Origin of the sequence: Methylomonas sp. HYX-M1 (genome assembly GCF_040741385.1) — a bacterium.
Taxonomy (GTDB): Bacteria; Pseudomonadota; Gammaproteobacteria; order Methylococcales; family Methylomonadaceae; genus Methylomonas; species Methylomonas rhizoryzae.
Genome location: NZ_CP160405.1, coordinates 221142 through 246195, shown reverse-complemented (window position 1 = coordinate 246195; position 25054 = coordinate 221142). Strand labels below are relative to the sequence as shown.

Below are 25054 nucleotides of genomic sequence, written 5' to 3'. Positions count from 1 at the left end.
ATTCCGAACTAGAGAGGTGGAGCCGAAAAATTGAACAGCCTGTTAAGTGAAAAACCTGCTACTTATTAGGGTCCGCAAGGACACAGAAACGGAGCAGAAGATGTCCAAAAAACCAAGAAGAAAACATTCGCCAGCATTCAAAGCCAAGGTCGCTTTGGCGGCCTTGGTGGGCGATAAAACCCTGGCTCAGTTAAGTCAGGAGTTCGAAGTTCATCAGAACCAGATTGTCGAATGGAAAAAGCAATTGAACGAGCGAGCAGCGGAGGTGTTTGGTAAGCCGATAGAATCTGACTCGCCGCCGGTCGATCTGCAAGCCCTGCATGCGAAAATCGGCCAGCTGACACTGGAAAACGATTTTTTAGGGAACGCGCTCAACAAGGCGGGATTGCTGAGCGCAAAGCGATGATAGACCGAGAATCCAAACTGTCGATTGGTCAGCAAGCCCGGCTATTGGGCATCAGTCGCGGTAGTGTGTACTATTTGCCCCAACCACTGTCAGAACGGGATCGAGACACGATGCGCCGACTCGATGAATGGCATTTGAAGCACCCCTTCATGGGCGCGCGCCAGTTGCGGGATCGGCTGAACCTGCAAGGCATCAAAATCGGCCGTAAGCACGTGAAAACCTTGATGCAACGCATGGGCATCGAAGCGGTGTATTGCAAGCCCAATACCAGCAAGAAAACGCCCGGGCACGAAATCTATCCTTACTTGCTGCGCGGCATCACCATTGATCGGGCTAATCAGGTGTGGGCCTTGGACACGACGTATATCCCGATGAGTAAAGGCTTTGCGTATCTGACAGCCGTGGTCGATTGGGCCAGTCGCAAAGTCCTGGCCGCCAAGGTCGCCATCACGCTGGAAGCCTGTCATGCAGTGGATGTGCTGGAACAAGCATTCCGGCAATACGGCAAACCGGAGATTGTTAATACCGATCAAGGTAGCCAATTTACGGCCAAGGCGTTTGTCGAGGCCGTGAAAAGCCAAGGGTGCCAGTTGAGCATGGACGGACGGGGCGCATGGCGAGATAATGTATTCGTCGAACGACTATGGCGATCGGTCAAATACGAACGGGTTTACCTATATGCGTATGATTCGGTGGCTCAGGCGAGAGAGAAGTGGCCCCATTGGTTTGAACAGTAAATCGATGATTTAAAGTGAAATCCCTGCCATGGTTTAGGCGGCCAACTTGAGGGTTGGCACCCCATCGTTATACGCCTGATGAGGCGTTTTTCGTTTCAAACTGGAATGCGGTCGTTCGTGGTTGTACCACTCGAAATAATCCAGGATTGAAGCGCGGGCTTGGCCGACGGAATCGTAGGCATGCAGGTAAACCCGCTCGTATTTGACCGATCGCCATAGGCGCTCAACAAAGACATTATCCCGCCAAGCACCCCGACCGTCCATACTGAGCAGACAGCCCTGACCTTTCACGGCATCGACAAACGCCTTGGCGGTAAACTGGCTGCCTTGGTCAGTGTTGACGATATCCGGCTTGCCGTAGCGCTTGAAAGCCTGTTCCAGCACGTCCACCGCATGACAGGCTTCCAGCGTAATCGCCACCTTGGCGGCCAGGACTTTGCGAGTGGCCCAGTCGACGACCGCCGTTAAATACGCGAATCCTTTGGCCAGCGGGATGTAGGTGGTATCCAGCGCCCAGACCTGATTGGCACGGTTGATGGTCATGCCCCGCAGCAAGTAGGGATAGATTTCATGCCCCGGCGTCTTCTTGCTGGTATTGGGTTTGCAGTACACGGCTTCGATGCCCATTTTCGCCATCAAGGTTTTCACATGCTTGCGGCCAATCGGGATGCCTTGCCGATTCAGCTGATCCCGTAACTGGCGAGCGCCCATGAATGGGTGTTTCAGGTGCAGTGCGTCGAGTCGGCGCATGATGTCAAATTCGCGCTCCGGAACCGGCTTGGGCAGGTAGTACACACTGCCGCGACTGATGCCTAATAGCTTGGCCTGCCGACCAATCGGCAATTTGGATTGACGGTCGATCATCGCTTTGCGCTCAGCAATCCCGCCTTGGTGAGCGCGCCTTCTAAAAAATCGTTCTCCAATGTCAGTTGACCGATTTTCGCGTGTAGGGCTTGCAGATCGACGGGGGGCGATTCCGGCTCCGCGGGCTTCCCAAACACCTCGGCGGCCCGCTCGCTCAGCTGCTTCTTCCAATCGACAATCTGATTTTGATGAACCTCGAATTCCTGGGTCAATTGCCCCAAGGTTTTATCGCCCGCCAAGGCCGCCAGGGCGACTTTGGCTTTGAAGGCCGGTGAATGTTTTCTTCGCGGTTTTTTAGACATCTTCTGCTCCATTGCTTTGTCCTTACGGACGTTCAAAAGTAGCAGGTCTTTCACTTAATCGGTTGTTCAATTTTTCGGCACCACCTCTTTGAGCTGGGCGGCGCGATCAATGGACATGATTCACGCTCCGCAGGCTATCGTAACGGCTGCAATCGGCGATGGGCTCGATGGTCAATGTCGGCGTCGCCGAACCGGTTTCGCTTAATGCCACGGGCTGTGCGGCCTCGGTGAGTCGGCGCATTTCATTCAGCACAATCGCCGCACTGATAATACCGGTCTGCAAGGTTAAATCGCAAGCCACTTCCAGAGCATCCAAGCCGTTGTCGCCCAGGTCCCTTGCCATCATGAGTAACTCGACAAACGCGCGATCCCCTTTGGGTTGTTTCAGTACGCGGTCACGCACCACCGTGATCGAGACCGGTAAATCCCAAGTCACGAACGGTGCACCGTGACGTAATGCCCCCGGCTTTTTCTCTAATACCGGCAAGTAATGCCAAGGATCGCAGATCAACCGGTCGCGTCCGAAGTGTCTTGGGTGGTCAGCGATAACCTGTCCTTCAGCCACCATACGCACGCGATTCGCCGTGACACGCACCGATACGGCCTTAATCGACTATCGGCTTCCAACCATTGCTCAAGCTGATTGCGAAATGGGCCTAGCGTGGGATGGGGCTGGGATTTACGCACCGGATACACCGGTTCATCCAGCGTATGGAGATGTTTACGGATGGTGGGGCGGAATAATTTGAATTGTTTGGCCAACTCGCTGACGGTCACTTTCTCCACAAAATGCAACCGCCGAATTTCGGCTACTTCTTCCACGTCTATCACTCCAGGATTCTCCGGCAAAAAGCCGGGCATTGAACAACCTGGGGTGGAAACTTTTCGACGCCCTTTTCCCCAGGACCCTGGAAAGTTTTGCACGCCGGTTAACAACTGGGATCTTGGAAAGACATGACAATGGTCATGCGTTATGCGCATCTATCGGCGGATCATCTGGCGGAATACGTCAGTAAAATCCAAAATCTTACGTGACACATTTACGACAAGCTGGATTTTAGGCATAAAAAAACCAGCCGACACATGTGCCTAACTGGTTGATTCATTTATCGAAAGTTGGTGGGTCGTGTGCGATTCGAACGCACGACCATCGCATTAAAAGTGCAATTACGAATTCATAACTTATTGATATTGTTATGATTAATTGTTATCGAATGTCGCGTAATGTCCGTACGAATCACGACAGCGCATAACTATGTCGCGTAAATCTCGCGTAAGATTTTTAGCCTTGAACATTGCGCCTGTATTGTTTTGCGCCCTCAAAATGATAAAATAAATAATCTAAAGTATTTATTTTTCCTATTATGCGGCTCACAGCATCCCAACTTCAATCCAAACACAAGGCGCTTATTGACGCTCTTAAACGTGGAGAGATCGTAGAGATTACTTACCACGGCCAAACACTTGGTGTCGTTCATCCGGCTGTACCCACTGTTAATTCAAAAGAGCAAGAAGCCGCTATGAATGAATTTTTCGGTATGCACCGTGATTCAGGTATTGCTACCGTGGAAGATGAATTACGCAATATTCGTAAAGGTCGCCGGAGCGAGCTGAGTGATCTTTGACACTAACATATTGATCTATGCTGATCGGGGCGTTGCTTCAGCCAAAGAGTTGATTCTAAGCACTCAGCAACGGTCTCTCTCCGCAGTCACTTACATGGAGTATGTGCCGTTTTGCCGAAACAAAAAGGAATTGGCGATCTTTGAAAAGATGCTGCAAGCTCTTCAATTCACCATTCATGAAGTAGATCATAGCATTTCCTATCATGCCCGGCAGCTGGTCCGTCAATTTGCCTTGAGCCATAGCATGGAAATGGGTGACGCTTTAATTGCTGCTACAGCGATGGAACATAATGAGTTGTTATGTACGGGCAATATTAAGCACTTTTCTCAAATCAATGGACTGATGCTCGATCATTACCAACCTGATGAAAACTGATTAGAAATACCTGATTGCATGAGTTTCGATTAGCAACCATAATGCAATCAAGCTTATTTACTGAGGCTGAACCCATGCCCGCCTTGACTATCAAAAACATTCCAGACTCGTTGTACGAACAATTGAAATCTGCTGCCGAACTTCATCGGCGTAGCATCAACAGTGAGGTTTTAGTTTGTCTTGAGAAGGTGTTGGTTGCTAAGAAAACCAACAGCAATGACCGTTTACAACGCATAGAGCAGCTACGAACCAGCATTACCTCCAATATCATTACAGCAGACGACATCAATCAAGCTATCGAGAATGGGCGTCCATGATCGTTGCCGATACCAATATCATTAGCTACTTGTTCTTGCCGACGAATTATTCCGAGAAAGCAAGTCAGTTGTTTCAAGTTGATCCTGACTGGGCTGCTCCTGAGCTTTGGCGAAGCGAGTTCCGTAATGTGCTTGCACTGTATATGAGGCAGAGCATCCTTTCCTTGACCGAAGCGCTGGCTTTGCAAGACGAAGCCGAATCGTTGATGACCGACCGAGAGTTTAGCTTGCCTTCTGTCGCGGTCATGAACCTCGTTGCCAGTAGCACTTGTTCTGTTTATGACTGTGAATTTGTGGCTTTAGCTCGACAACTATCCATAACGCTAGTCACTCAAGACAAAAGACTATTAAAAGAATTTCCGGAAACGGCGGTGAGTTTAGACGAATTTTTATTCCAGGCAAGTGCCTAATAATCTTCGTTTACTATTTCAGCCTTTGTGGCTTTGTCTGTTGATTTTTCATCTCACTGTGCGGCCGGCGATGCCAATTCATTCTGGCCGTTTCAATGGACCTCAAGATAATTATTCTAACACCCGTAACAATCGTGATTCCAACATTCGGCGATTGGTAATCGGCATAAACGCGGGTTCGTATTGTGGGAAATCATTCAGTAAATGTTGAGCGCTGTGAAAATTTTCATATAGCCTTTGGCCTCGACGCTGATAGCTACTCATGCTCAAACCGGTTTCGATCGGTTGAGTCAAGTGACCCAATTGATTAAACTTTAATACCCTTAAATCAAGTCTGTTTTTCCAAAACTTATCAGGTAAAAAGTCAATCAAGTCCTGCAAGCTGTAAATACCTATGTCCTTTAAATCTGTTGAATAACAAATCCTCATCTCAATATGCACGCAAGGTTGATATCTAATTTTTGATGAAGGCATATTATAAACAACCAACGTACCTCTGCGTTGACGGCGTTTGGCAAAGTAGTCGGTTTGATTAACGTAGCGATGATGATAAAAATGATCTTGTCCTTGTGATTTACTCTGATAAAGCATGTGGTCATCGAAAAATGTTCTCAACATTTCAATCTTTTTTATGCTTTTGGAACAAATATCAATCGCAAATTCGACTTCATTAATCAAATAGTCTCCACTGAGAGCATCATTCAATTTCGTCAATAACGCCTCTTCCGGTTGTTCAAGTTCGATCTTTGTATTAATAGTTGGACGCTTCATTAATGAGTATGGTGAAATTTTGATCTTATTTTTATTTTGACTGGTGTATTCAGATTGTAAGATTCTTACGGATGCTATGTCACAAGTACTATCCAGTCCAATATGTATAGAGTCGAAATAAGGAATAACTTCAAAACCGTAATTGCTTAAAACTGCTTCAAAGATTGAAAAACTCAATTGTGCTGTTTTCATTTTTTGCGCCAATGTTAATTATATATATCCATAAATTATTGGTAGAGATTTCCAGCAAAAATCGCTAAAAACCTGCAAATACCAGTCTTTTTTTGCTATTTACACTAACAATATTGCTTGTAAATTGTGCGTGATATATAAATAATATGACTGATACTGAAGTATGTCTCTAAGTTTATTGATGGTCGATTTAGAAAACACAATCAATAATAAGGCTAGTCAGAGTAAGATATCAAAATAGCTACTTCGTGCGTCTATTTTTATTTAAGTCTTGAGCGCGAAAAACTAGGTTAATTTCGGTTCTTGATTCCAGCTTTTAAATATTAAAGAATCATGTAGTACGTAATCTTTACGTTTTTGACTTTGCGATTTTGATGCCTAAGCGTTTAGGTTTCCCTAGAAAGGGGGAGCATTGGTCTCGCAAACACAATCCACGTCTAGCACGTCGATTTTCCTTGCGAGCCTGTTGCATTGGTGGTGTCGGTGTTTGTAAAAGGTACAACTGTCGGCTGGTACGCGTGATCGCCACAAAGAAAAGACTCAGTTCTTCTACAATATTTTGGGTATTGGCACGAGGAAAAACTCCATCGACGACATTCAATACTATGACGTAAGGCCACTCACCGCCTTTGCTATGGTGTATAGTTTGCAGCAATATCCTTTTATGCGGTTTTTCGGCTTCACGGTCTCGTTGGAAAAGCGCGAAAGGTATGACATCCAGGGTTTGCAAGTTTTGCTGCCGAATCCGGGTTTTGATGGTTGCCAAGTCGCTCATCAGAAACGGTTTTTGTGTTTGGTTGCGGCGCTCGATCGTTTTGCCGCAAGCATCGATCAAACATTGAATTGCGCTTTCGATGCATTTTAGTTGAGTAGCTTTTCGAATGGCCTTATCCATTCCGTTTACCATCGAGTAACATCTATGGTCGGATTTGACGCTGAGCAACTTGCTAGGCTTTTGCCGTATCCGATCTTTCAACGTTTTTTTCAAACTAGCGCCTAGCCAAAGTCGGTCGATCCAAGCTTGAGCTTGACCAATCTGCTCACGATTCAGTTGTTTAATGCGCTTTTTGTCACAAGCTTGTTGCAAAATCGTAAGTTGAATTAATGCCCATAAATGTTCAAGATGACAATCCTCTTCCGTACGATAACTTTCATAAACTGGAATACCGTTGGCCCGTAATGCCAAGGCTAATTGATGCAGTTCGCGGCGAGTTCGACATAAAATAGTGACATCGTTAAACGATACACCATTGCCTTGAGCTTTCTTCAGACGTCGTACTAACCATTGGTATTGCGCATGTTGATCGACACTTACAATTAACCTCGGTGGCGGGCCAGTATGCTTGGAGCGTAATGCAAACTCACTATCGATTTGAACTCCAACATAATGGCAGAGCTTCATGCAGGTGTCCGGGACGCGAAATGATTGTGTTAGCCAAAAAGTTTTAGGCTTTAATTTCTTTAGTAACTTGTCCCAGTGTTCTCGGCCGGCGCCGCGCCAACCATAAATCGATTGCAAAGGGTCTCCTACTAACACCAAGCTATTTAAATATGGCTCGCAGGCTAAGATAAACTCCCGCTCAATCGCTGAAATATCTTGTAATTCATCGATCATTAGGTGTTTAAATGGTGGTTCTAGCTTGTTTAGACTTAGAAGTTTTCGGCTGCGAATGAGCATGTCATTAAAATCGATCACATTCTTCAATTCCTTTTGATTGCAGTACTCGCGATAAGCTTTTTCACAGCGTTTTTTCTGAGTACCGTCTAATTGTTTCATTGATTTGTTAGCAACAAGACAAGCAAAGCCCTGTTTCACTTGTTTTAACGACAGATTATGGGTATTCGCCAGTTGCTGATAAATGTGATCAGCCATGCCTGCACTAAGAACGTTGTACTCATGCTCACCTTGGCTTTTCTGATAACTTTGTATGAACGATAAGCCAAAACTGTGAAGAGTTTTTACCGAAATTTGGCTTGCTATTTTTTCACCTAGCAGTTTGGTTAGTGCGGCATTAATATCGTTAACTAACGCCTTGGAATAAGTTGCTATCGCAATCTGTCCGGGCACGATGCCACGCTCGACTAAATATTGCGCGCGCATCGCTAAAGTTGTAGTTTTAGCGCAGCCAGGTCCAGCAGTCACTTGGCATGTGCCGTTGATGAATCTGATTATTTTTAATTGCTCGTAAGTGGGTTTATGTTTCATCGGATATACATATAAAACAAGAGATTGGTAGATACCTCAACATTTTCAAACAGTAACTATTAGGATGCGTTGAATATGGATTTGGCTATTGAAAACGGATTCCGCATTCGCCGAATCCGTAACAGCGGTATAGTCAAGCTGCGTTATTGAGATAATGGTTTTTTGCGAAATGATGATAAGCGCGCCTGGCTGTTGTCACGTGCGCTCAATTAGCTTAAGTTCAAGTATGTCCAAAATTTGTATGATCCGATTTTTAGTTAATCCTCCTTTAAACTTTACTGCCATATTGTTTAATTTGTTGGCGAATTGTTCGGCTATCTTTTCCGCGCGCCCTTCCGACCACGAAGTCTTTTTAGTGTTTGTTGACTCCATTCGGAGTTTGAGAATGGAAGCTTGGACAATCGCCGCAGTTGGGAAGCCCGAATGTGTTTGCCTACAATCCATTGCCTGTTTCCAAGCGGTCTTAATGAAATTGATATCTTGCAACTTCGTTAGTGGCCTGAGAACCGACTCTTTGATGGTCCCGATTTTGTTAGGCCCTAACAAGATTGCCTCTACGCGAGCGGCAGCGGCTTCCCGATACAGCGTTGAGGGATGGTTATTGGTTTCGAGTAGGTCGTTGAAGCATTCCTTCAGAGAACTGTAACCAAGCCTTTCTGCGCCGCCCGAGTCAAGAAGGTAAATCGCTCTTCGTAGGTTAAATCGACAGGTTTTGGTTTCTGTAGTTAGTTCACTAAATTCTAAGATTTCCTCCTCTAGATAAGATAGGATCTCTTCGATGTCCTGATCGCAAATTTCGTCAATGCCATGTTTAAGCAAATCGTTAATCCATATATCCATTTTGTGTTTGCTTGTTGAGGGGGATTTTTTGCTCATAGGTTTATCTCGTTTTTTTTGTTGAGGGTGGAAAGTAGTCGAATGTCCTCGATTGACTAACGTAATGGGCATCCGATTCATCATAGACAATATGTGCAGTCTAATACAGTCTATAATGTGATTAGAGCAAGTTTTCGACGTATTATCAATCGTACGAAAGGGTAGTCATTAAGAATAAATGGAGTCACTAATGAAGGTTTCGATCAATTTTGATTTTGATACCGAAGTTATAAATGATGTCGAGAGCCTGCATCATATATTAAACACAATGCACAGTCTATTAGAGTCTAATGCTGGTGTCAGTATCGAAAATGCAATAGAGATTGCCTGGCGAAAATGCTCTTGGGAGCTGATCGCATTAGCGGTGACAGTGTTGACTATTCGTGAAGGTGAAACGGACAAGGGAGTTTACGCGACGTTTAAAAACCTACGTAATCCTCACTTGCAACTGACATGTGGACTATTAACGGAAAGAGCTATTAGCTCAATGGTGGGACGTACGGCAGTGGTATGTAAGCCGCTCGGTGAATTCCGCTTAATGCTTATTGCGACCCGCAGGAAAGACAATGAAAAGCGGGTCTATGTTGCTAGCGGCGCGCGCGAAACGCTGTTGCGAATGTTGCAAACTTCTTGGGGGGAAGAATTTAGACAATATATAGAAGACAAGGGGTTAGATATGCCAGATTTTTCTCGGTTGTGACGATCAACGATGACTCTAGTTGGCACAGGATAATAAACAGCGTCTAAATCAACAAATTTAAAGCAGCGGAGATCCGTAAGCTGCCGAGGCATCGCTTGCTTGCCTTTTGTTCGAAAAGTTAATCAATGAGGCAGCGCTCCCTAATTTCAAGACTATTGGTTCGAAACGGCAACAGCCCCCCTAATAATATGCCTTGATGTAAGCATAAGCCCTATCAAACAACGCCTGATCCTTATGCAACTGGTATTTCAACAACGCCTTTCGTAACGACTTTTGCACCTCGCGCTCGCCGGACGTTGAATGCTGCCAACCGGGAAAGCGCACGACTCGCACGATAGCGTCTATATCGGCGACGATGCGCTCCACTACAGCCGGCGTTTGGTCGGTTTTCAGTTCCAGGAATAACTCCGTCAGCGCCGCTTGCGGTGATTTTTCTTGTAACGCTTCTTCTAATTCTTTTTCAGCCTGAAGGGTTTCTTTAGCCAGTTTGCAGAGTTCTTTGACAAACTCAATCGAGCTGATAAGGCCTTTTTCAGCCTTATCACGCAGTTCTTCCAATAGCTCGCTGAGCTTTTTGAATTGCGGCAGGTCGGCATGTTTTTGAAAGCGCTTGACCAGCAGTTTTTCCAGCTGTTTGATTTTCTTCTGGTCGGGGTGATTGAAAATGTCCTCGATGACATCGGCATCCAGCACATACTCTTCCAAGGTATGCACATCACCGACATGGATGTTTTCATGAATCAATTGCGTGGTCTGCGCGCCTAAAGACAGCCAAAGCAGCTTGCCGATATTGTCCGACGCCGGTTTTACTGATTCGTAGACCTGAGCCAGCCACTTGTAATCGGTTTGATACAGGTTCAGGAGGTTATCCGGCGATAAGGATTCCCATAGCTTCGACAAATACTTAAAGTCGCGAGCAAAGGCATCCTTTTTCTCGTTACTGTTGATAGCGTTCTGCGCGGCTTCCAAGCCCTCAAAACCTTCCAGCGTTCTATCTACTCCAGCAAAGTGAGCCAGCGTTTCCCGCATGGCTTCGGGTAATTGCTCCCGCAAGGCCGACAGATTGGTAATGACCTGCTTGACGCTTTCCTCGTCAAACTCCAAGGCTTTAGCGGCATCGTCAAACACGCCGAAATAGTCCACGATACGGCCAAAGGTTTTGTGCGGATATAAACGATTAGTACGGCAGATAGCTTGCAACAGGGTATGGTCTTTTAACGATTTATCCAGATACAGCGTTTGCAGTATCGGCGCGTCAAAGCCGGTTAGTAGTTTAGCAGTGACGATGATAAATTTCAGCTCGGCATGGGCATCGTTAAACTCATCGACCACCTTTTCCTGTGCAGACTTATCCAAGGCCCACTTTTGCTTAAACTCGAAATCGTCATTAGCGGAAGTCGAAATCACCACTCGGCTGGCTTCGGTTGCAAAGTGTTTATCCAGCTCTTCCTTGTATTGCACGCAAGCAAAGCGGTCCGGGGTAACAATCATGGCTTTGAAGCCTTGCGGTTCGACCTTTTCTTTAAAATGCCCGGCAATATCGGCCACGATTTTCGCTACCCGTTCCGGCGCCTTCAAGAATGCCGCCATTTTTGCCGACTTACGGTTCAAGGCATCGGCTTCTTCATCGGTTAAAGCCGCGCTGTCTTTGAATTCGGCAAAGGCTAGATCAATAGCTTCCTTATCGACATGCACATCCACCAAACGCGGCTCGAAATGCAGCGGCAAGGTGGCTTCATCGCGAATCGAATCATGAAAGGTATAACGCGACAAATAGCCACCTTGATCTTCCTCGGCACCAAAGGCCCAGAAGGTATTTTTATCGGCCTTGTTGACTGGCGTGCCGGTCAAACCGAACAAAAACGCATTCGGCAGTGCCGCCCGCATTTGCCGGCCCAAATCGCCTTCCTGGGTACGGTGCGCTTCATCGACCAGCACGATGATATTGTCGCGGGCATTCATGTTGGGCTTGGCATCGCGAAACTTATGAATCATCGAAATGATGATCTTACGGGTATCGCGTTCCAGCAGGGTTTGCAGCTCGCTAATACTATCGGTGGTTTCCACATTCGGCACATCGGCGGCATTAAACGTACCGCTGATTTGGGTATCCAAATCGGTTCTATCCACCAATACAATCACGGTCGGACTTTTAAGTTCAGTGGCTCTACGCAATTTTTGCGCGGCGAATACCATCAATAGCGATTTGCCCGAGCCTTGAAAATGCCAGATCAAGCCTTTCTTGATGCGCCCCTCGATCACCCGCTGAACGATCTTATTCGCGCCTTCGTACTGCTGAAAACGCGGAATCACTTTGCTGCGCTGCTTCTTTTTATTGGTGGTGAACAGCGAAAAGTTTTGCAGAATGTCCAGCAGCCGTTCGGGTTTGAGCAAATCCCTTAGCTCTTTGCCGATTTCCGTTAAACCCAGGCTTTTGGCGATGTCACCACTGTCCGACTCCAAGCGCCACGGTGCCCAATATTCCAGCGGACAGCGAATCGCCCCATAAAACAGCTCTTTGCCGTCGGTGGCAAACGACAAGATGTTCGGTACGAATAACTGCGGCACGGCGTTTTCATAGATATGATGAATTTCATGGGCCCCATCCAGCCAACTCACCGAAGGCCGTATCGGCGTTTTCGCCTCGCCGACCACCAGTGGAATACCGTTAATCAACAATACGATGTCGGGGATTTTGGTTTCGCGGTGATGGATGCGGAACTGATTAGTGACGATAGTGCGATTGTTTCTCAAGTCGTCGAAATCCAGCAAACGCACCGGCACATGGCGATTGCTTTCGCCAAACGGCATGGTCTTTTCGCCGCTCAGCCATTTAAAAAACTCTTCATTGGCTTTGACCAAACCGATTTGATTCACCGAAATCAAAATGGCCCGCAGTTTGTAAATTACCTCGTCGGCCAGTTCCGGGCGTTGATTGATTTCCGGATTCAACCGCAATAGCGCCACTTTCAGTTCGCTTTCCACCAGTACTTCGTTGATGCCGCGCGGCAACTCGTCGGCAGATTGATACAGCCACTGCATGCCATATCCGGCCTTGGGATCGGCCACCTTGCTGCTATTCAAATTCACGCCGCTGATTTGGTGAATGATGTAATGTTCGACGCTGTTAAGTTCGGTGAAAGCCATCGTTAGAAGATTTGGTTGATTAGGCTTTTTTGGAGAGAAGTAGAAGCCAAAACATTAAGTTCAATTACTTCCATGTTGTTTCTTATGTTGTCAAGAATTGCAACTATCCGTAATTGTTCAGATAAACTTTCTGGAAAATTTACTTTGAAACTTTCAAAGCGTTCAAGACTAAGGTTTTTCTGAGCGCTTTCAGTTGATAAGCTCTCTATTTCTTTCTGCTTATGATTCAAGTAGTAGAATAAATATTCTTGGGACAGTATGTCTTCAAATGAATTTATTCCAACTAAACTGTCAGTAAACGCGCTATCGAAATCTAACATGCCAACATATCCTATATTTGCGGCTATTGTCATGACAATTGTTTTTCGTTTAAACATTTTACTAATTGATAATCCAATCTCATTCAATGTTTGCGAGTATTTTTTTATCCATTTATTCGCTTCCACAACTTCTGCAGTTTGAATAAATGGTATGTTCCCGCCATAAAATTGCGGTGCATTTCTTGGTCTATGCGCAAACTTTCCACGTTGAACTTCAGCAACATCTAAAATATTTTTAGTAACGTAATCCGATTTGTTAAGTAACAAATTTTCATTAGATTGAATTAATAACTCGCTACATCTTAATGAATCCAGATGTTTCTCAATCACCTCATCCATAGCCCAAAGCAATTCAGCTAATTTCGCTTGTTGGTTTTTTGGGGGAAGCAAAAATTCATAATTGGCTATATCCTTCCAATTGATGTAAGGATTCACCGAACCTTTAGAATTACGAATCGAATGTTCAGCAAAGCCTTCTGAAAGCATAACAAAAGGCAACAGCCGTTTATCAATCTTGGCTTCGTTGGCTTTAATAACAAAGGTGGTATTGGAAGTAATGCCGTCAAAATGAGCGACAGCAACTTTTCTTAGATAGGTCCGTCTGGAACCATAAAGAATATCGCCTTGCTCAATTTTTCGGATAACAGGCTGTTGATTTTATCTCCCCTGTAACCCGCATTGGCTGGTTGAGTCAGATGTGTTGGCAAATCATAAAGCATTGTTCTAAATGATAAAATAGTTCTATCTCCAATATATTGCACTGTCCCCATGCGCGGCGCCGACATTACTCAAGAAGACCTGTTCAGTTACCGAACCCTGGAAAGCCGGATTCCCAAAAAGCATCCGCTACGCAAGCTGCGTCAAGTGGTCGACTTGTTGCTCGCCACGCTCAACGACGAATTCGATACACTCTACGCCCGCCGCGGCCGGGACTCTATTCCGCCGGAACGCTTGCTCCGCGCCAGTCTGTTGCAAGTCTTGTTTTCGATCCGTTCGGAACGGCAGCTGGTGGAACACATTGACTTTAACCTGCTGTACCGCTGGTTCGTCGGCTTGACGATGGACGACGAGGTATGGGATCACTCGACCTTCAGCGCCAACCGCGACCGTTTGCTGAATGAGCGGATCAGCCGCTTGTTTTTCGAACGGGTACTGGCCTTGGCGGATTGGAAAAAGCTTGTCTCCGACGAGCACTTCTCCGTAGATGGCACACTGATTCAAGCCTGGGCCTCGCACAAGAGTTTCGTCAAGAAAGACGGCTCGACCCCGCCGCCGGAAGATGGCGGCCGCAATCCCACGGTCAACTTCAAGGGCGAGAAACGCAGTAACGAAACCCACGCATCACGCACCGACCCCGATGCTCGGCTGTACAAAAAGAGCGAGGGCGACAAATCGCAGCTGGCTTTCCTCGGTCATGCCTTGATGGAAAATCGCAACGGCCTCGTCGTTGACGTCGAAGTCACCCAGGCCACCGGCACCGCAGAACGCGAGGCGGCCCATGCCATGGTCAAACGCACGATCCACAAACCGGGCGCGACCTTGGCCGCCGACAAAAATTACGATACGCAGGATTTTGTCGCCAAGTTACGCCAGCGCAAAGTCACGCCGCATGTCGCCAGCAAGGAAAAAGGTTCGGCCATCGACGGACGTACCACACGGCATGAGGGTTACCGGAAAAGCCTCAATGTCCGCAAGCGGATCGAAGAAGTCTTCGGTTGGGCCAAGACGGTCGGCCCGCTACGCCAAACCAAGTTCCGGGGGTTAAAGAAGGTCGCCGCGCAAACAATTTTTACCTTTGCCGCCTATAACCTGACTCGGATGGGCGCCATTTTCGGCTGGCGATACAGTACCGCCTAGGCGGTAGTGCGCCTGAAATCCGCCAAAAGGCGGAATTTAACGCCCTTCGGGGCGAATATAACCGGCTAAAACCGGTTTTTGAGGCCTGATCGGGCTTCCAGAGGCTCATCCAAACCAAAAAATGGTTTTGAAGCCGAAGGCATATAGGCAAATTTCAACACCCTGTTAAAAGCTGGGCCTAAATATTCATCGGTTAATTCACCCCATTCTCGGATGTGCAAATCTTCCGAGCCCATGTGCTCGCCTTTGACATAGCGAGTCAATTCGGTGTTATCCCGATCTATCGATTCTTTTTGCTGAATGGCGAGATCGCCGAATTTAACCAGTTGCCAATCACTTCGATCCAGTTGAAGCTCTGTTGCTTGGTCCATTACAAAATTATCCATTTTATTTATTCAACCGGTTAAAAAGTATCTGTCATAAAGGTAATTTTACCCTTTGCAGAACCTCTTTTTAATCTGGCCTTAGCTGTATTTAGGTTGTTTCCAGATGCCAATTGCCCCAATAAATCTATTTGCTTCTGAATGGTAGCCAAGTATTGCAGCGCAATCGTCTGCGGTAAATTGTCGGGTATATTAATTTCAATTTTCATGACTTTTATAGGATATTTCTAAGGTTACGCTTAATCGTCATGAAGCTATCGATCGACCCAATAATCCGGTTTTCTGTGCTGATGGGCGACAACGATGATTAAAATATGATCTTGTTCCAGCGAATAAATAAGCTTGTAGGGGAATTTGTGCATCACATATTTTCGGATGCCATTTCGTTCTGACGGCCAGGCATCGGGATATTGAATAATACGTTTAATGGCGCTTTTGACTTCCTGCTGAAAGCGTTTGCCTAAACCGGAAAATTCCAGTTCGTAATAGTCAATGGCGTCCAATAGCTCTAATCTAGCCAGCTCGGTAAAAACGACTTTCATGATTGATCGCTAAAGATTTCTTCCATTGGAACCCCTTTTAATCGTCCTTCCCGATACGCCGTTAAACGTTTTTCGGCTTCGACACTCCATGCTTCATTCACTTCGCTATCCGGTTTGTCGAGACTGTTTAACAAGGCGTCGATTATCGAAAATTTTTCCGAGGCTTTGAGTTGCAATGCTTCGTTTAATAGTTGTTGCGAATTCATGGTAATCCTCTTTCAGCTTGATGTCAGTGAATCGAAAAGTCGCTGCATACTGTTGTTCAATTGTACCGATGCATCTTGCCAATTTTGGTAGGCTTCCGCAAAAGAAATGTCATCGCCGGTATTTTGTTTCTTGACGTAAAAATTGATATTCATATTGCCATCTAGCGCCAGAATTTCTTCCTGGGTTGCGACCTTGGCGAAATGCGGTATATCGACGAAGTCTAAAAAGGCTTTATAGAGCTTGCTGATATGCTCATCCGTTAAATAAGCTTGGCCTTTGTTTTCGACGACATCTTCTTTGCCATTAATAAACAATACCTTGCCTTTTCGTTCCGCTGGTTTATTGGTATTACCCACCAAAATCATGGCTTCCATGGGGGAGTTATAAAACAAATTCGCTCCCAAACCAACGACGGCTTCGATTTGATCGGTTGCAAGCATCTTCCGGCGCATTTCCGCTTCGACATCCCGAAATAAAATGCCGTGCGGCCAAAGAATGGCAAAACGGCCATTGTCTTTATCCAGACTTTTATGAATATGCTGCTGAAACGCGTAGTCCGCGCAACCTTGCGGCGGCGTACCCCATAGATTACGCCCAAAAGGGTCGCTCTCGAAGGCTTTGCGGTCCCAGGCTTTGATCGAGTACGGCGGATTGGCGAGTATGACGTTGAAAGTCTTCAGCTCGTCATTCTCTAGGAAGGCCGGATTCGTCAAAGTATTGCCGCGCACCACACTAAATTCCTCGATACCGTGCAGAAACATGTTCATACGGGCAATCGCGGAGGTGAGTAGATTGATTTCCTGGCCGTACAATTTGAGGGTGCGGTATTCCTTGCCTTCCTCTTTTAAATGCAAGGCGCAGTTCAATAACAAACCACCGGAACCGCAAGTCGGGTCATAAACGCTTTCGCCGGGTTGCGGGTCCATGATGAGCGTCATCAGTTTGACCACGGTGCGGTTGGTATAAAACTCGGCGGCGGTATGGCCACTATCGTCGGCAAATTCCTTAATCAGGTATTCGTATGCGTTGCCCAGTTGGTCATCCGGGACGTTGCGGATGTTGAGTTTGTGCTGGGAAAAATGCTCGATTAGATTGGTCAGAATGGCATCGGACAAGCGATTTTTGTTGGTCCAACTGGCATCGCCGAAAATGCCGAACAGAGTATCCGGGTTGGCTTGTTCGATGGCTCGCATGGCTTCTTGCAAGGCCGCACCGATATTGACGGTTTTCTCCCGTACATCGTTCCAATGCGCGCCATCGGGGATCTGGAAATGATGGTTTTCGGCAAAAGCCGCGTATTCCAAATCACCATCGCTTTCCGTCAAGGCGTTGGCAAACTCTTCGTCGTAAACATCGGAGATACGCTTGAAGAAAAGCAACGGAAAGATGTATTGCTTGTAATCTCCGGCATCGATGGTGCCGCGCAAGGCAGTGGCTGCGCCCCAGAGGTATTTTTCGAGTTCTTGCTGGGTCATGGCTGGATAAATTCTTTTAACAGGGTTTTAAACTTTTCTTCTGCTTGCAGGCTAGCTTGCCAAGCCGCTTTTAAATCACTCAGAGCTTCTTCCACGCTGGGCAGATTGTCTTCAATGATTTTTTCCACATACAGCGGGATGTTCAGGTTGTAATCGTTTTCTTTCAGGTCTTCCAGCGTGGCGACCTTTACATAATTGGGAACATCTTCAAAGGCCTGATACCAGTCGTAAATTTGCTTGACGTGGCTTGGCTCCAGGAAGTTTTGCGCTCTACCGACACGGATTTGATCCAAAGCATCGATAAACAAGACGTTGCGTTTTTTCTCAGGGGCTTTGTTCTGCTTAAATACCATCACGCAAGCGGCTAACTGAGTGCCATAGAAAATATTAGGCCCCAAACCAATCACCGCTTCCAGCAAGTCTTGCTCTATCAATGCTTGCCTGATTGTGCCTTCCGAACCTTTACGGAATAACGCGCCATGCGGTAGCACGACAGTCATACGGCCTGTGCTGTTCATGGATTTGACCATGTGCTGCACCCAGGCCATATCACCATTGCTCTTTGGCGGAACACCGGCGATGTTGCGTCCAAACGGATCGTTGACCCAGTTTTCCGCACCCCAGTCTTGCAGCGAAAATGGCGGATTGGCAATCACGCAATCAAAGGTTTTTAAGCCATCGGCTTCAAAAAATGCCGGGCTGCGTAAGGTATCGCCGCGCAGAATCTCGAAATCTTCAATGCCATGCAAAAACATGTTCATTCTGGCAATGGAGCTAGACGTCAGGTTTTTCTCCTGGCCGTAAAGTTTTAGCGTACGCGCATCTTCATGGTTGTGTTTAAGGTGGTCTACGCATTCCAATAGCATGCCGCCAGTACCGCAAGCCGGGTCGTAAATGCTTTCGCCGGCATGCGGATCGAGGATCAAACCCAACAGGTGAACAACCGAACGCGGGGTGTAAAACTCGCCGGCTTTCTTGTTGGTCAGGTCGGCAAAGTGCTTGATGAGATATTCATAGGCTTGGCCCAGCATGTCGGGATTGACGTTTTCATTGCCCAAGCGGTACTGGGAAAAGTGTTCAATCAGGTCAATTAACAGCTTGTCAGACAGTTTGTTTTTGTTGCTCCACTGAGCATCACCGAAAATGCCGTATAGAAATTCTTGATTGGCTTGCTCTATGCCGCGCAAGGCTTTTTCAATCGCCAATCCAACATTGGTAGCTGTTTCCCGCACGTCATTCCAGTGGCAATCTTGCGGAATATCAAAACGGTGAAATTCCGGCAGTAAGGCGTAATCTTCATCTCCGCCTGATTCGGCCATCGCTTGATTGTATTCCTCGTCGTACACATCGGAGATACGCTTGAAGAAAAGCAGCGGAAAGATGTAGACCTTGAAATCCGAGGCATCGACGGGGCCTTTTAATATCCAGGCAGCTTTGGAAAGGTATTGTTCCAGTTGAGAGAGTGTTAGCTTGTTTTCAGTCATTGAAGAACTTACTGTCCTTAATTGGCAAATCTACAGAGGCTGGATTATAGCCACGAAAGCTGATTGAGATCGGATGAAAAAATGGAATCTTAAGTTTCTTAAAAGTAGAAAGAAACGTAGCGGAAATGGAACATTTGTCCGTAGGGATTTATAACCCCCGAGATACGCGAACAACTGATACTATCGGAATTATCAAAAACGGTAATAGATACTAAAAGATACGTTCATATAGCAAACGACATTGAAGCTCTCCAGAAGGCTGAAGTCATTTTCTGATTTGGTATTCACTGGCGATCGCTGGCTAAAGACAAAAGTCGGTAATTATTGGTTAAGTTATTGATTTAATTGACAAAATAATGAAAATATGTTATAATTGTCGCCGCGGAGGAAAGCAATTATCCCCGCTCCTCTTCCCATTAACTTTTCTATTCTAGACGCCTGTCTAATTAAATACGCTAATACGCGAGCTGATGTCCGTCATAGCGCTGGAATTGATCGCGCGAGCTAAAGGGGGAGTTCTGTTTTATTAAACGTGCAAGTTATATGTTATCTAGGAGAAATTTTATGGCTTCATTATCTGTCGATAGGGAAAGCGAATCATTGCAAGTTCTGGCCGAAGGTTTTAAATCCATCTGCAAGGAGTACGCCCTTGCGGTACAACAGGCTGAGTCGTATTCGCTCGCAGTAGAACTGGGGCTTAGCGTGCGTTTCTTAGCGCGTTGCCTGACTTTGGTGTTATGTTCTACTCTGAGCGAACAGGATCAGGATCTCAGTGAATTGAACGAGTTGAGTTGGTCACCGTTAACCGAAGAGGCCGATGAATTTGAAGAATAGTTGCGATAGTTCTTTTGTTCTTATCGGTTCGTATATTGGCGGCTTACTTTTTAAGTTAGATTGATTTTTGAGTTCGTTTATAGGGGATGCATCATGTCAAGCTGTACCAACAACAATGATCCACAAGATCAGAATCCACTTCCGCAACTGCGTTTCCATCCGGGCCAATTCGTTGGAACTCGGGGGGCATTGGCGCTTTTGAAAAGCATTGGGGTTGATCCTCAGGCTCTTTTACAACGCCATCTAGGTGGCGATTGGGGGAATGTGAGCAGCGAAGACGCGCAGGCTAATGAAGAGGCATTGAGTCAATGGAGCCGAATATTGTCGGTTTACCAGTTTCCCAGTGTAGCGCAAGCACACAAGACCTCAGCTGATTCGCCATTACGTGTCTGGCTGATCACCGAAGCAGATCGTCGCGTTACTACCTTGTTATTGCCGGAAGAATATTAAACGCGACATACCGGCGAATAAATTGAAAGATTGAGCGCAGTGGTAGTGGTATTGCCGTCTTTCCATTGCGCCGGATCGATAGTTTTATCAAACACATTAGGAGTATCTATGGCTGAGACCACCGAAAACCAAGCCTCCGTTTCAGCGGGTGATTCACCGACCGCAAGCCGTTCAGGCCGAGGTCAAATTCGCTCCCCGAGCGGACCGGCCGCTGCCGCGAGCCAGCCGGCATTACATAACCCATCTGTAAACAACGTTACTTTAGCGCAACCCATATCTCAGGAGGTTCAAGAACTGCTGTCGGAATTGAAGGACACGGTCAAACAGCTCAGCGCCCGGCGATTGAATACTAAGTCGTTGCGCCGGTCCCTAATCAGTGTCCAAGCGATTCTTGACGACATAGACACTTTGTTACAACCGCCTACTGCGTAATGCTCTCAAGGTTAGCGGCATGCTATTCGCTCTGTTAGATAGCTGCCGGTTCGACCTGGTTCTTTGTCGTACGGCCCAAATCGGCTGACGGCCCCACTTACACACTCAGATGTGACGTCGCTGTTGGAAGCAAGCGGCCTAGGCGTCGTCGCGTCTATCGAATTTGGAGAATAAGTCTATGAGTCCCATCGAATTGAGTACCGGAGTTCTTTCCACAAGCCTACCGTTTTTGCTGGAAGAGGACGGCCAATACACATTGCTTCGTCCAGCGTCTCGGGAGGAAATCATCGCGAAGGCCTTAGCGTTGGTTGCTCAGCAAGTAGCGCGCGGTGCTGCGTTGGAGAGTCCGAGTGATTGCCGAGCGTTTTTGGCCTTAGCATTGGGAACTCAAGAACGGGAGCTGTTTTATTGCATTTACTTGGATAATCAACATCGTATTCTACAAGCGGAAGTATGTTTCCTTGGCACCATCAATTCCGCCAGTGTGCATCCGCGAGAAATCGTTAAGCAAGCTCTGGCATTAAATGCATGCGCTTTGGTGGTTGCGCACAACCATCCGTCCGGCACCGTCAATGCCAGTGAGGCTGATCGACAACTTACGCGTAATTTGAAACAAGCGTTGGCATTGGTGGAAGTTCGGTTGCTGGACCATGTCATTGTGGCTGCCGGCGATTTTTACTCATTCGCCGAGGCAGGTTGCTTATGAACGCTGATTTGATCGCAGTCGCCAATTGGCGAAACTCCGCACACCAGTTGAGAAGTATTCGATATCGGATGCGGAGAGACATGTGGCGAACGGCCTTTCTTAGCCGGTCGAACACGTTAATGTGTATTAACGTGTTGCAGTGTGTGGCGTATCGCAGGCGGTGTCGATCACGTGTGAGGCATTCTTTAGCGCCTGTGGCCATTTCTAATCTCGCTAGTATCGGAGGAGGTTGGGTATGAACGCGGAAGCAACTTTATCGCTCCCGACAATAGACGTGGAAAACAGTCACCGCGCGTTGACAATCTATCTCGATCATTTGGCGCCGTCCGGGCGCCGATCTATGCGATCGTTATTGCAACGAGTCGGCGAATGTTGTGACTGGCATGGTCCATTAGAGCATTGGCCTTGGTTGTCATTACGTTATGCCGATCTGATGAGCATGCGCTCGGCTTTACAAGCGGAGCAATTGTCCGCGAACAGCATTAATACCTGTTTAGCTGCTGTGCGCGGCATTCTTAAAGTTGGGTTTCAGCTCGGAGTTTTTCCCCACGATGCTTGGCTACATGTGCAATCCGTGGCGAATGTATCGGTATCGAGGAGCGCTAAAGGCCGCCAATTAACCGCGCGGGAAGTGCAACGCTTGATGACGGCATGTCGTCACGATCCGAACCCACGCGTGGCGCTAAGAGACGAAGCAATATTGACCGTCTTGTTGTATGCCGGATTGCGGCGTGCGGAGCTAGTTCAGTTACAGATATCAGATTTCGATACGCGTTTAGGCGATTTACATATTCGCTGTGGTAAAGGCCAAAAGTCACGAAATTTGCCACTGCCGATAGCAGCAAAACAGGTGCTAAAAATCTGGCTAAAGAAGCGCGGAACTCTGCCGGGCCCCATGTTTGTTCAAATCGATCAGTCGCAATCAATCGGCAAAGTAGGTGGTTTTAATCAACCGTTTTCAGCGCTCACGCCGCATCAAGTATATGCGCTGCTACGGCGGCGTTGCAGCCAAGCCGGCATCGCGCAGTGTTCACCACACGACTTACGTCGCACTTTTGTGAGTCGTTTATTGGAACTCGGCGTGGATTTAAACACCGCTCGGCAATTGGCCGGACACGAGCACATACAAACCACTTCGTTGTATGACCGGCGTGGCGAAAAACAACAGAGGCAAGCCATGGCGCAATTTCGGTTGTGATGATTCTTAATTCATCCGCATGTATTTATTGCCCCACTTACGGAGGGTTCATTCATTTTCGTCATTCCATCAGTTGAGAAGCGGTAAGAAACCAGTGTTGCAAATTGTTTGTTGGAATATTCGTTACTAACTGTTGGCGCAAAAAAACCACGATTTTCAGAACTGTAAAGAGCGTAGTGACTCAACTCACTGTGGTGAAACACATGTCAAATCACGTTTCTTTTCGCTATCCATTTCCACCGAGATTCATTCGATTGCGCGATGCGTCGTTTTATCTTGGTATGGACAAAAACCGATTTAACCAAGAGGTCAGACCGTCGCTGACAGAAATTTCAATTGGTTGTCAAGGCATCGCTTTCGACCGTAACGAATTGGATGCGTGGGCGGACGGATATATCAATCGCGCAGGTCGCATTAAACAAACCTCGAATTTAAACAAAATAGATCAGGAAAAAATCTCATGGCAAAAAAGAGCCCTGGCCTCACAAAACGCAACGGCTACTGGCATATCAACAAAGTCGTCAAAGGAAAACGCATTTACGAAAGTACTGGATCAAGTGATCTCGAAGAAGCGGAACGCTACCTAGCTAAACGGGTTAACGAAATCCGCGGCCAATTGATTTACGGTGAACGTAAAACCTATACATTTATCGAAGCGGCGACTAAGTATCTGCAAATAGCCGAAAAGAAAAGTTTGGATCGCGATGCTGTGAGTCTAAAGGCAGCGGTGCCCTTTATCGGTGAACTGTCCCTAGAGCGTATTCATATGGGGACTTTGGAAACTTTTATTGCCGCACGACGTAAAGCTGGGTTAAAGGACGTCACCATCAACCGAGACTTAGCCATCATTAAACGGGTTTTGACCTTGGCTGCGCGCTTATGGCGAGACGAGCTAGGCAACGCTTGGTTGCATGAGCCGCCTTTATTGCCAATGTTGAAATCTGATTCAAGAAAACCGTACCCGATCAGCCACGAAGAAGAGCAACGGCTATTAATGGAATTACCTGAACATCTAAAATCGATGGTAATGTTTGCATTACATACCGGACTGCGTGAAACAGAACTTACGCGGTTACGCTGGAGTGAGGAAGATCAGCAGCAAGGCATTTTTATCTTGCCAGGTGAGCGAGTTAAAAACGGCCAGGATCGAATTGTTCCGCTCAATAGCGTAGCCCAAGCAATCATCGAACAGCAACGTGGGCTACATGCAGTATATGTTTTTACGTACAAAGGCGAACCGGTTCAACGACTAAATGGCCATGCCTGGCGAAAGGCTAGAACCCGCGCTGAGTTGGAACAATGTCGGGTGCATGATTTGCGTCATACTTTCGGCCGCCGGCTCAGAGCAGTCGGTGTCAGTTTCGAGAGTCGGCAGGATTTGTTAGGGCATAAATCCAAACGAATCACCGACCATTACTGTCAAGCCGAAATAGCCGAGTTAAAAATGGCCGTCGAGCGCTTATGTGATAGCCAATAGTGTTTTGAGCTGAGGCAGCGTTAACGCTTTAAACCATTTGGGTGCAGCCTATTGATCCGGCCCTCTGAATTTTGAATGTTTTCGCTTGGGCATTTTTGGAAAGCCAGAAATTCTCTGGCTTTGGACAATACCACCGCGAAATAAGTTAAAACTTCATTTTGCCGAATCTATAAGCTCAATTAAATCGTAATACTGTTATTTGTAGTGTATTTCGATCAAAACCACCACTGATTTCGACTTCAAATCCGCCAGACAGTCCGGTCGAAATGCCGTCAAGGGTTCCGATTCAAACCCTGCTAGATTCTGAATGCCTTGGATCGGCCATAACCGACCGGTCGGGGTCGCTATCCGATTTCAATAGTTAAGGCATCTTTCCACCCAACCGGCTGCCCGTTATTGGGCTAGCAAAATGACATTATCACTGCCTCCCCGACCAATACTGCCATTCAAGCTTTTCCGAAGCTCCTGCTAAAATATGTACAAGCGGACGCTAAATATAATCACTATACTTAATTCATTACAGGATGTTTGAAATGGTTCGCGAGGAATACCTAACAGGTGTTGATTTTCTAAAAATTTTAGTAAGAAAAATCCATATTTAGTTTATTGAAGAAGGTTTAAACAATATGTTGTGCCAAATTTTTTGCCAAAATGCGTTTTTCAACAGCCTGCTAAAGTCCTCCGATACTGAGTGAGAGAGTAATTAAAATGACTTGTCAAAAGAAAATTAATAAAGGGGGTGACCCGTTCATCGCTATTC

General features: G+C 46.7%; 26 protein-coding genes and 1 pseudogene. 13 read left to right on the top strand and 14 right to left on the bottom strand.

Features of this window, described 5'->3' with window-relative positions; translation table 11 throughout:
- Positions 1–100: 100 nt before the first annotated feature.
- Positions 101–1113 (top strand): annotated as a pseudogene (locus AB0A83_RS01095) (IS3 family transposase); the annotation flags it as partial.
- 63 nt (positions 1114–1176) lie between these two features.
- On the opposite strand, the gene AB0A83_RS01090 reads toward AB0A83_RS01095, so the two are convergent.
- The 3 genes from AB0A83_RS01090 to AB0A83_RS01080 form a co-directional block, all read right to left on the bottom strand.
- A protein-coding gene (locus AB0A83_RS01090) for an IS3 family transposase (protein WP_367155190.1) occupies positions 1177–2309 on the bottom strand; the annotation gives its coding sequence in 2 pieces (ribosomal slippage) (positions 1177–2048 and positions 2048–2309; 1134 coding nt in all).
- 106 nt (positions 2310–2415) lie between these two features.
- Positions 2416–2877, bottom strand: coding sequence for a hypothetical protein (locus tag AB0A83_RS01085; RefSeq protein ID WP_367155188.1), 462 nt, complete (start codon positions 2875–2877; stop codon positions 2416–2418).
- Positions 2817–3170 carry a hypothetical protein gene (locus tag AB0A83_RS01080; protein WP_367155187.1) on the bottom strand — a complete coding sequence of 118 codons (354 nt, stop codon included), beginning with the start codon at positions 3168–3170 and terminating at the stop codon, positions 2817–2819. The genes AB0A83_RS01085 and AB0A83_RS01080 overlap by 61 nt, the downstream gene beginning before the upstream one ends.
- Before the next feature lie 503 nt (positions 3171–3673).
- On the opposite strand from AB0A83_RS01080, the gene AB0A83_RS01075 reads away from it, so the two are divergent.
- From AB0A83_RS01075 to AB0A83_RS01060, 4 genes are read left to right on the top strand one after another with little or no spacing between them, the layout of a single operon-like run.
- A complete protein-coding gene (locus AB0A83_RS01075; protein ID WP_367155185.1) occupies positions 3674–3934 on the top strand; it encodes a hypothetical protein in 261 nt (86 codons plus the stop codon).
- Positions 3935–3944: 10 nt separating this feature from the next.
- Positions 3945–4310: a PIN domain-containing protein gene (locus tag AB0A83_RS01070; protein ID WP_367155184.1), complete on the top strand. Its 366-nt coding sequence runs from the start codon at positions 3945–3947 to the stop codon at positions 4308–4310.
- Between the two features lie 41 nt (positions 4311–4351).
- Entirely contained in the window at positions 4352–4627 is a 276-nt protein-coding gene (locus AB0A83_RS01065; protein ID WP_367155183.1) for an Arc family DNA-binding protein, read from the top strand.
- Complete coding sequence (locus AB0A83_RS01060) at positions 4624–5037, top strand: type II toxin-antitoxin system VapC family toxin (RefSeq protein WP_367155181.1); 414 nt, start codon at positions 4624–4626, stop codon at positions 5035–5037. The genes AB0A83_RS01065 and AB0A83_RS01060 overlap by 4 nt, the downstream gene beginning before the upstream one ends.
- A 111-nt stretch (positions 5038–5148) precedes the next feature.
- Here the strand turns inward: AB0A83_RS01060 and AB0A83_RS01055 are convergent, their stop codons facing one another.
- The 3 genes from AB0A83_RS01055 to AB0A83_RS01045 all read right to left on the bottom strand — a co-directional run bounded on the left by AB0A83_RS01055 (position 5149) and on the right by AB0A83_RS01045 (position 9082).
- Complete coding sequence (locus tag AB0A83_RS01055) at positions 5149–6000, bottom strand: hypothetical protein (RefSeq protein ID WP_367155180.1); 852 nt, start codon at positions 5998–6000, stop codon at positions 5149–5151.
- A gap of 349 nt (positions 6001–6349) precedes the next feature.
- On the bottom strand, positions 6350–8206 hold the full coding sequence (locus tag AB0A83_RS01050; protein WP_367155179.1) for a UvrD-helicase domain-containing protein: 1857 nt from the start codon (positions 8204–8206) through the stop codon (positions 6350–6352).
- 195 nt (positions 8207–8401) lie between these two features.
- Positions 8402–9082, bottom strand: coding sequence for a hypothetical protein (locus AB0A83_RS01045; RefSeq protein WP_367155178.1), 681 nt, complete (start codon positions 9080–9082; stop codon positions 8402–8404).
- Between the two features lie 190 nt (positions 9083–9272).
- Between AB0A83_RS01045 and AB0A83_RS01040 the strand changes: the two genes are divergently transcribed.
- The gene (locus AB0A83_RS01040) at positions 9273–9782 is read left to right on the top strand and encodes a hypothetical protein (RefSeq protein ID WP_367155177.1); all 510 of its coding nucleotides are present in this window, start codon (positions 9273–9275) and stop codon (positions 9780–9782) included.
- A 180-nt stretch (positions 9783–9962) separates the two neighbouring features.
- Here the strand turns inward: AB0A83_RS01040 and AB0A83_RS01035 are convergent, their stop codons facing one another.
- A complete protein-coding gene (locus tag AB0A83_RS01035) occupies positions 9963–12929 on the bottom strand; it encodes a type I restriction endonuclease subunit R (RefSeq protein WP_367155176.1) in 2967 nt (988 codons plus the stop codon).
- Positions 12930–12931: 2 nt separating this feature from the next.
- Positions 12932–13882 (bottom strand): restriction endonuclease subunit S, encoded by a 951-nt coding sequence (locus AB0A83_RS01030; RefSeq protein ID WP_367156147.1) that lies wholly within the window; start codon positions 13880–13882, stop codon positions 12932–12934.
- 135 nt (positions 13883–14017) lie between these two features.
- On the opposite strand from AB0A83_RS01030, the gene AB0A83_RS01025 reads away from it, so the two are divergent.
- Positions 14018–15106: an IS5 family transposase gene (locus tag AB0A83_RS01025; RefSeq protein WP_367154800.1), complete on the top strand. Its 1089-nt coding sequence runs from the start codon at positions 14018–14020 to the stop codon at positions 15104–15106.
- Positions 15107–15171: 65 nt separating this feature from the next.
- Here the strand turns inward: AB0A83_RS01025 and AB0A83_RS01020 are convergent, their stop codons facing one another.
- Genes AB0A83_RS01020 through AB0A83_RS00995 form a run of 6 tightly spaced genes read right to left on the bottom strand, consistent with a single transcriptional unit; the run spans position 15172 to position 19197 of the window.
- Positions 15172–15492: a hypothetical protein gene (locus AB0A83_RS01020; RefSeq protein WP_367155175.1), complete on the bottom strand. Its 321-nt coding sequence runs from the start codon at positions 15490–15492 to the stop codon at positions 15172–15174.
- 17 nt (positions 15493–15509) lie between these two features.
- The gene (locus tag AB0A83_RS01015; protein WP_367155174.1) at positions 15510–15698 is read right to left on the bottom strand and encodes a hypothetical protein; all 189 of its coding nucleotides are present in this window, start codon (positions 15696–15698) and stop codon (positions 15510–15512) included.
- Between the two features lie 45 nt (positions 15699–15743).
- Positions 15744–16031 carry a type II toxin-antitoxin system RelE/ParE family toxin gene (locus AB0A83_RS01010; protein ID WP_367155173.1) on the bottom strand — a complete coding sequence of 96 codons (288 nt, stop codon included), beginning with the start codon at positions 16029–16031 and terminating at the stop codon, positions 15744–15746.
- On the bottom strand, positions 16028–16237 hold the full coding sequence (locus AB0A83_RS01005) for an addiction module protein (RefSeq protein WP_367155172.1): 210 nt from the start codon (positions 16235–16237) through the stop codon (positions 16028–16030). The genes AB0A83_RS01010 and AB0A83_RS01005 overlap by 4 nt, the downstream gene beginning before the upstream one ends.
- 12 nt (positions 16238–16249) lie before the next feature.
- The gene (locus AB0A83_RS01000) at positions 16250–17713 is read right to left on the bottom strand and encodes an N-6 DNA methylase (RefSeq protein ID WP_367155170.1); all 1464 of its coding nucleotides are present in this window, start codon (positions 17711–17713) and stop codon (positions 16250–16252) included.
- On the bottom strand, positions 17710–19197 hold the full coding sequence (locus tag AB0A83_RS00995) for an N-6 DNA methylase (protein ID WP_367155169.1): 1488 nt from the start codon (positions 19195–19197) through the stop codon (positions 17710–17712). Before AB0A83_RS00995 ends, AB0A83_RS01000 begins: the two co-directional genes overlap by 4 nt.
- A gap of 564 nt (positions 19198–19761) precedes the next feature.
- Here AB0A83_RS00995 and AB0A83_RS00990 point away from each other — a divergent pair.
- From AB0A83_RS00990 to AB0A83_RS00965, 6 genes are all read left to right on the top strand, one after another.
- A complete protein-coding gene (locus tag AB0A83_RS00990; RefSeq protein ID WP_367155168.1) occupies positions 19762–20031 on the top strand; it encodes a hypothetical protein in 270 nt (89 codons plus the stop codon).
- A gap of 93 nt (positions 20032–20124) precedes the next feature.
- Positions 20125–20481 (top strand): type I restriction endonuclease subunit M, encoded by a 357-nt coding sequence (locus AB0A83_RS00985; RefSeq protein ID WP_367155167.1) that lies wholly within the window; start codon positions 20125–20127, stop codon positions 20479–20481.
- 108 nt (positions 20482–20589) lie between these two features.
- A complete protein-coding gene (locus AB0A83_RS00980; protein ID WP_367155166.1) occupies positions 20590–20913 on the top strand; it encodes a hypothetical protein in 324 nt (107 codons plus the stop codon).
- A gap of 178 nt (positions 20914–21091) precedes the next feature.
- Positions 21092–21619 carry a DNA repair protein RadC gene (radC, locus tag AB0A83_RS00975; RefSeq protein ID WP_367155165.1) on the top strand — a complete coding sequence of 176 codons (528 nt, stop codon included), beginning with the start codon at positions 21092–21094 and terminating at the stop codon, positions 21617–21619.
- A gap of 235 nt (positions 21620–21854) precedes the next feature.
- Positions 21855–22817, top strand: coding sequence for a tyrosine-type recombinase/integrase (locus AB0A83_RS00970; protein ID WP_367155164.1), 963 nt, complete (start codon positions 21855–21857; stop codon positions 22815–22817).
- Between the two features lie 460 nt (positions 22818–23277).
- Complete coding sequence (locus tag AB0A83_RS00965; RefSeq protein ID WP_367155163.1) at positions 23278–24294, top strand: tyrosine-type recombinase/integrase; 1017 nt, start codon at positions 23278–23280, stop codon at positions 24292–24294.
- Positions 24295–25054 lie beyond the last annotated feature (760 nt).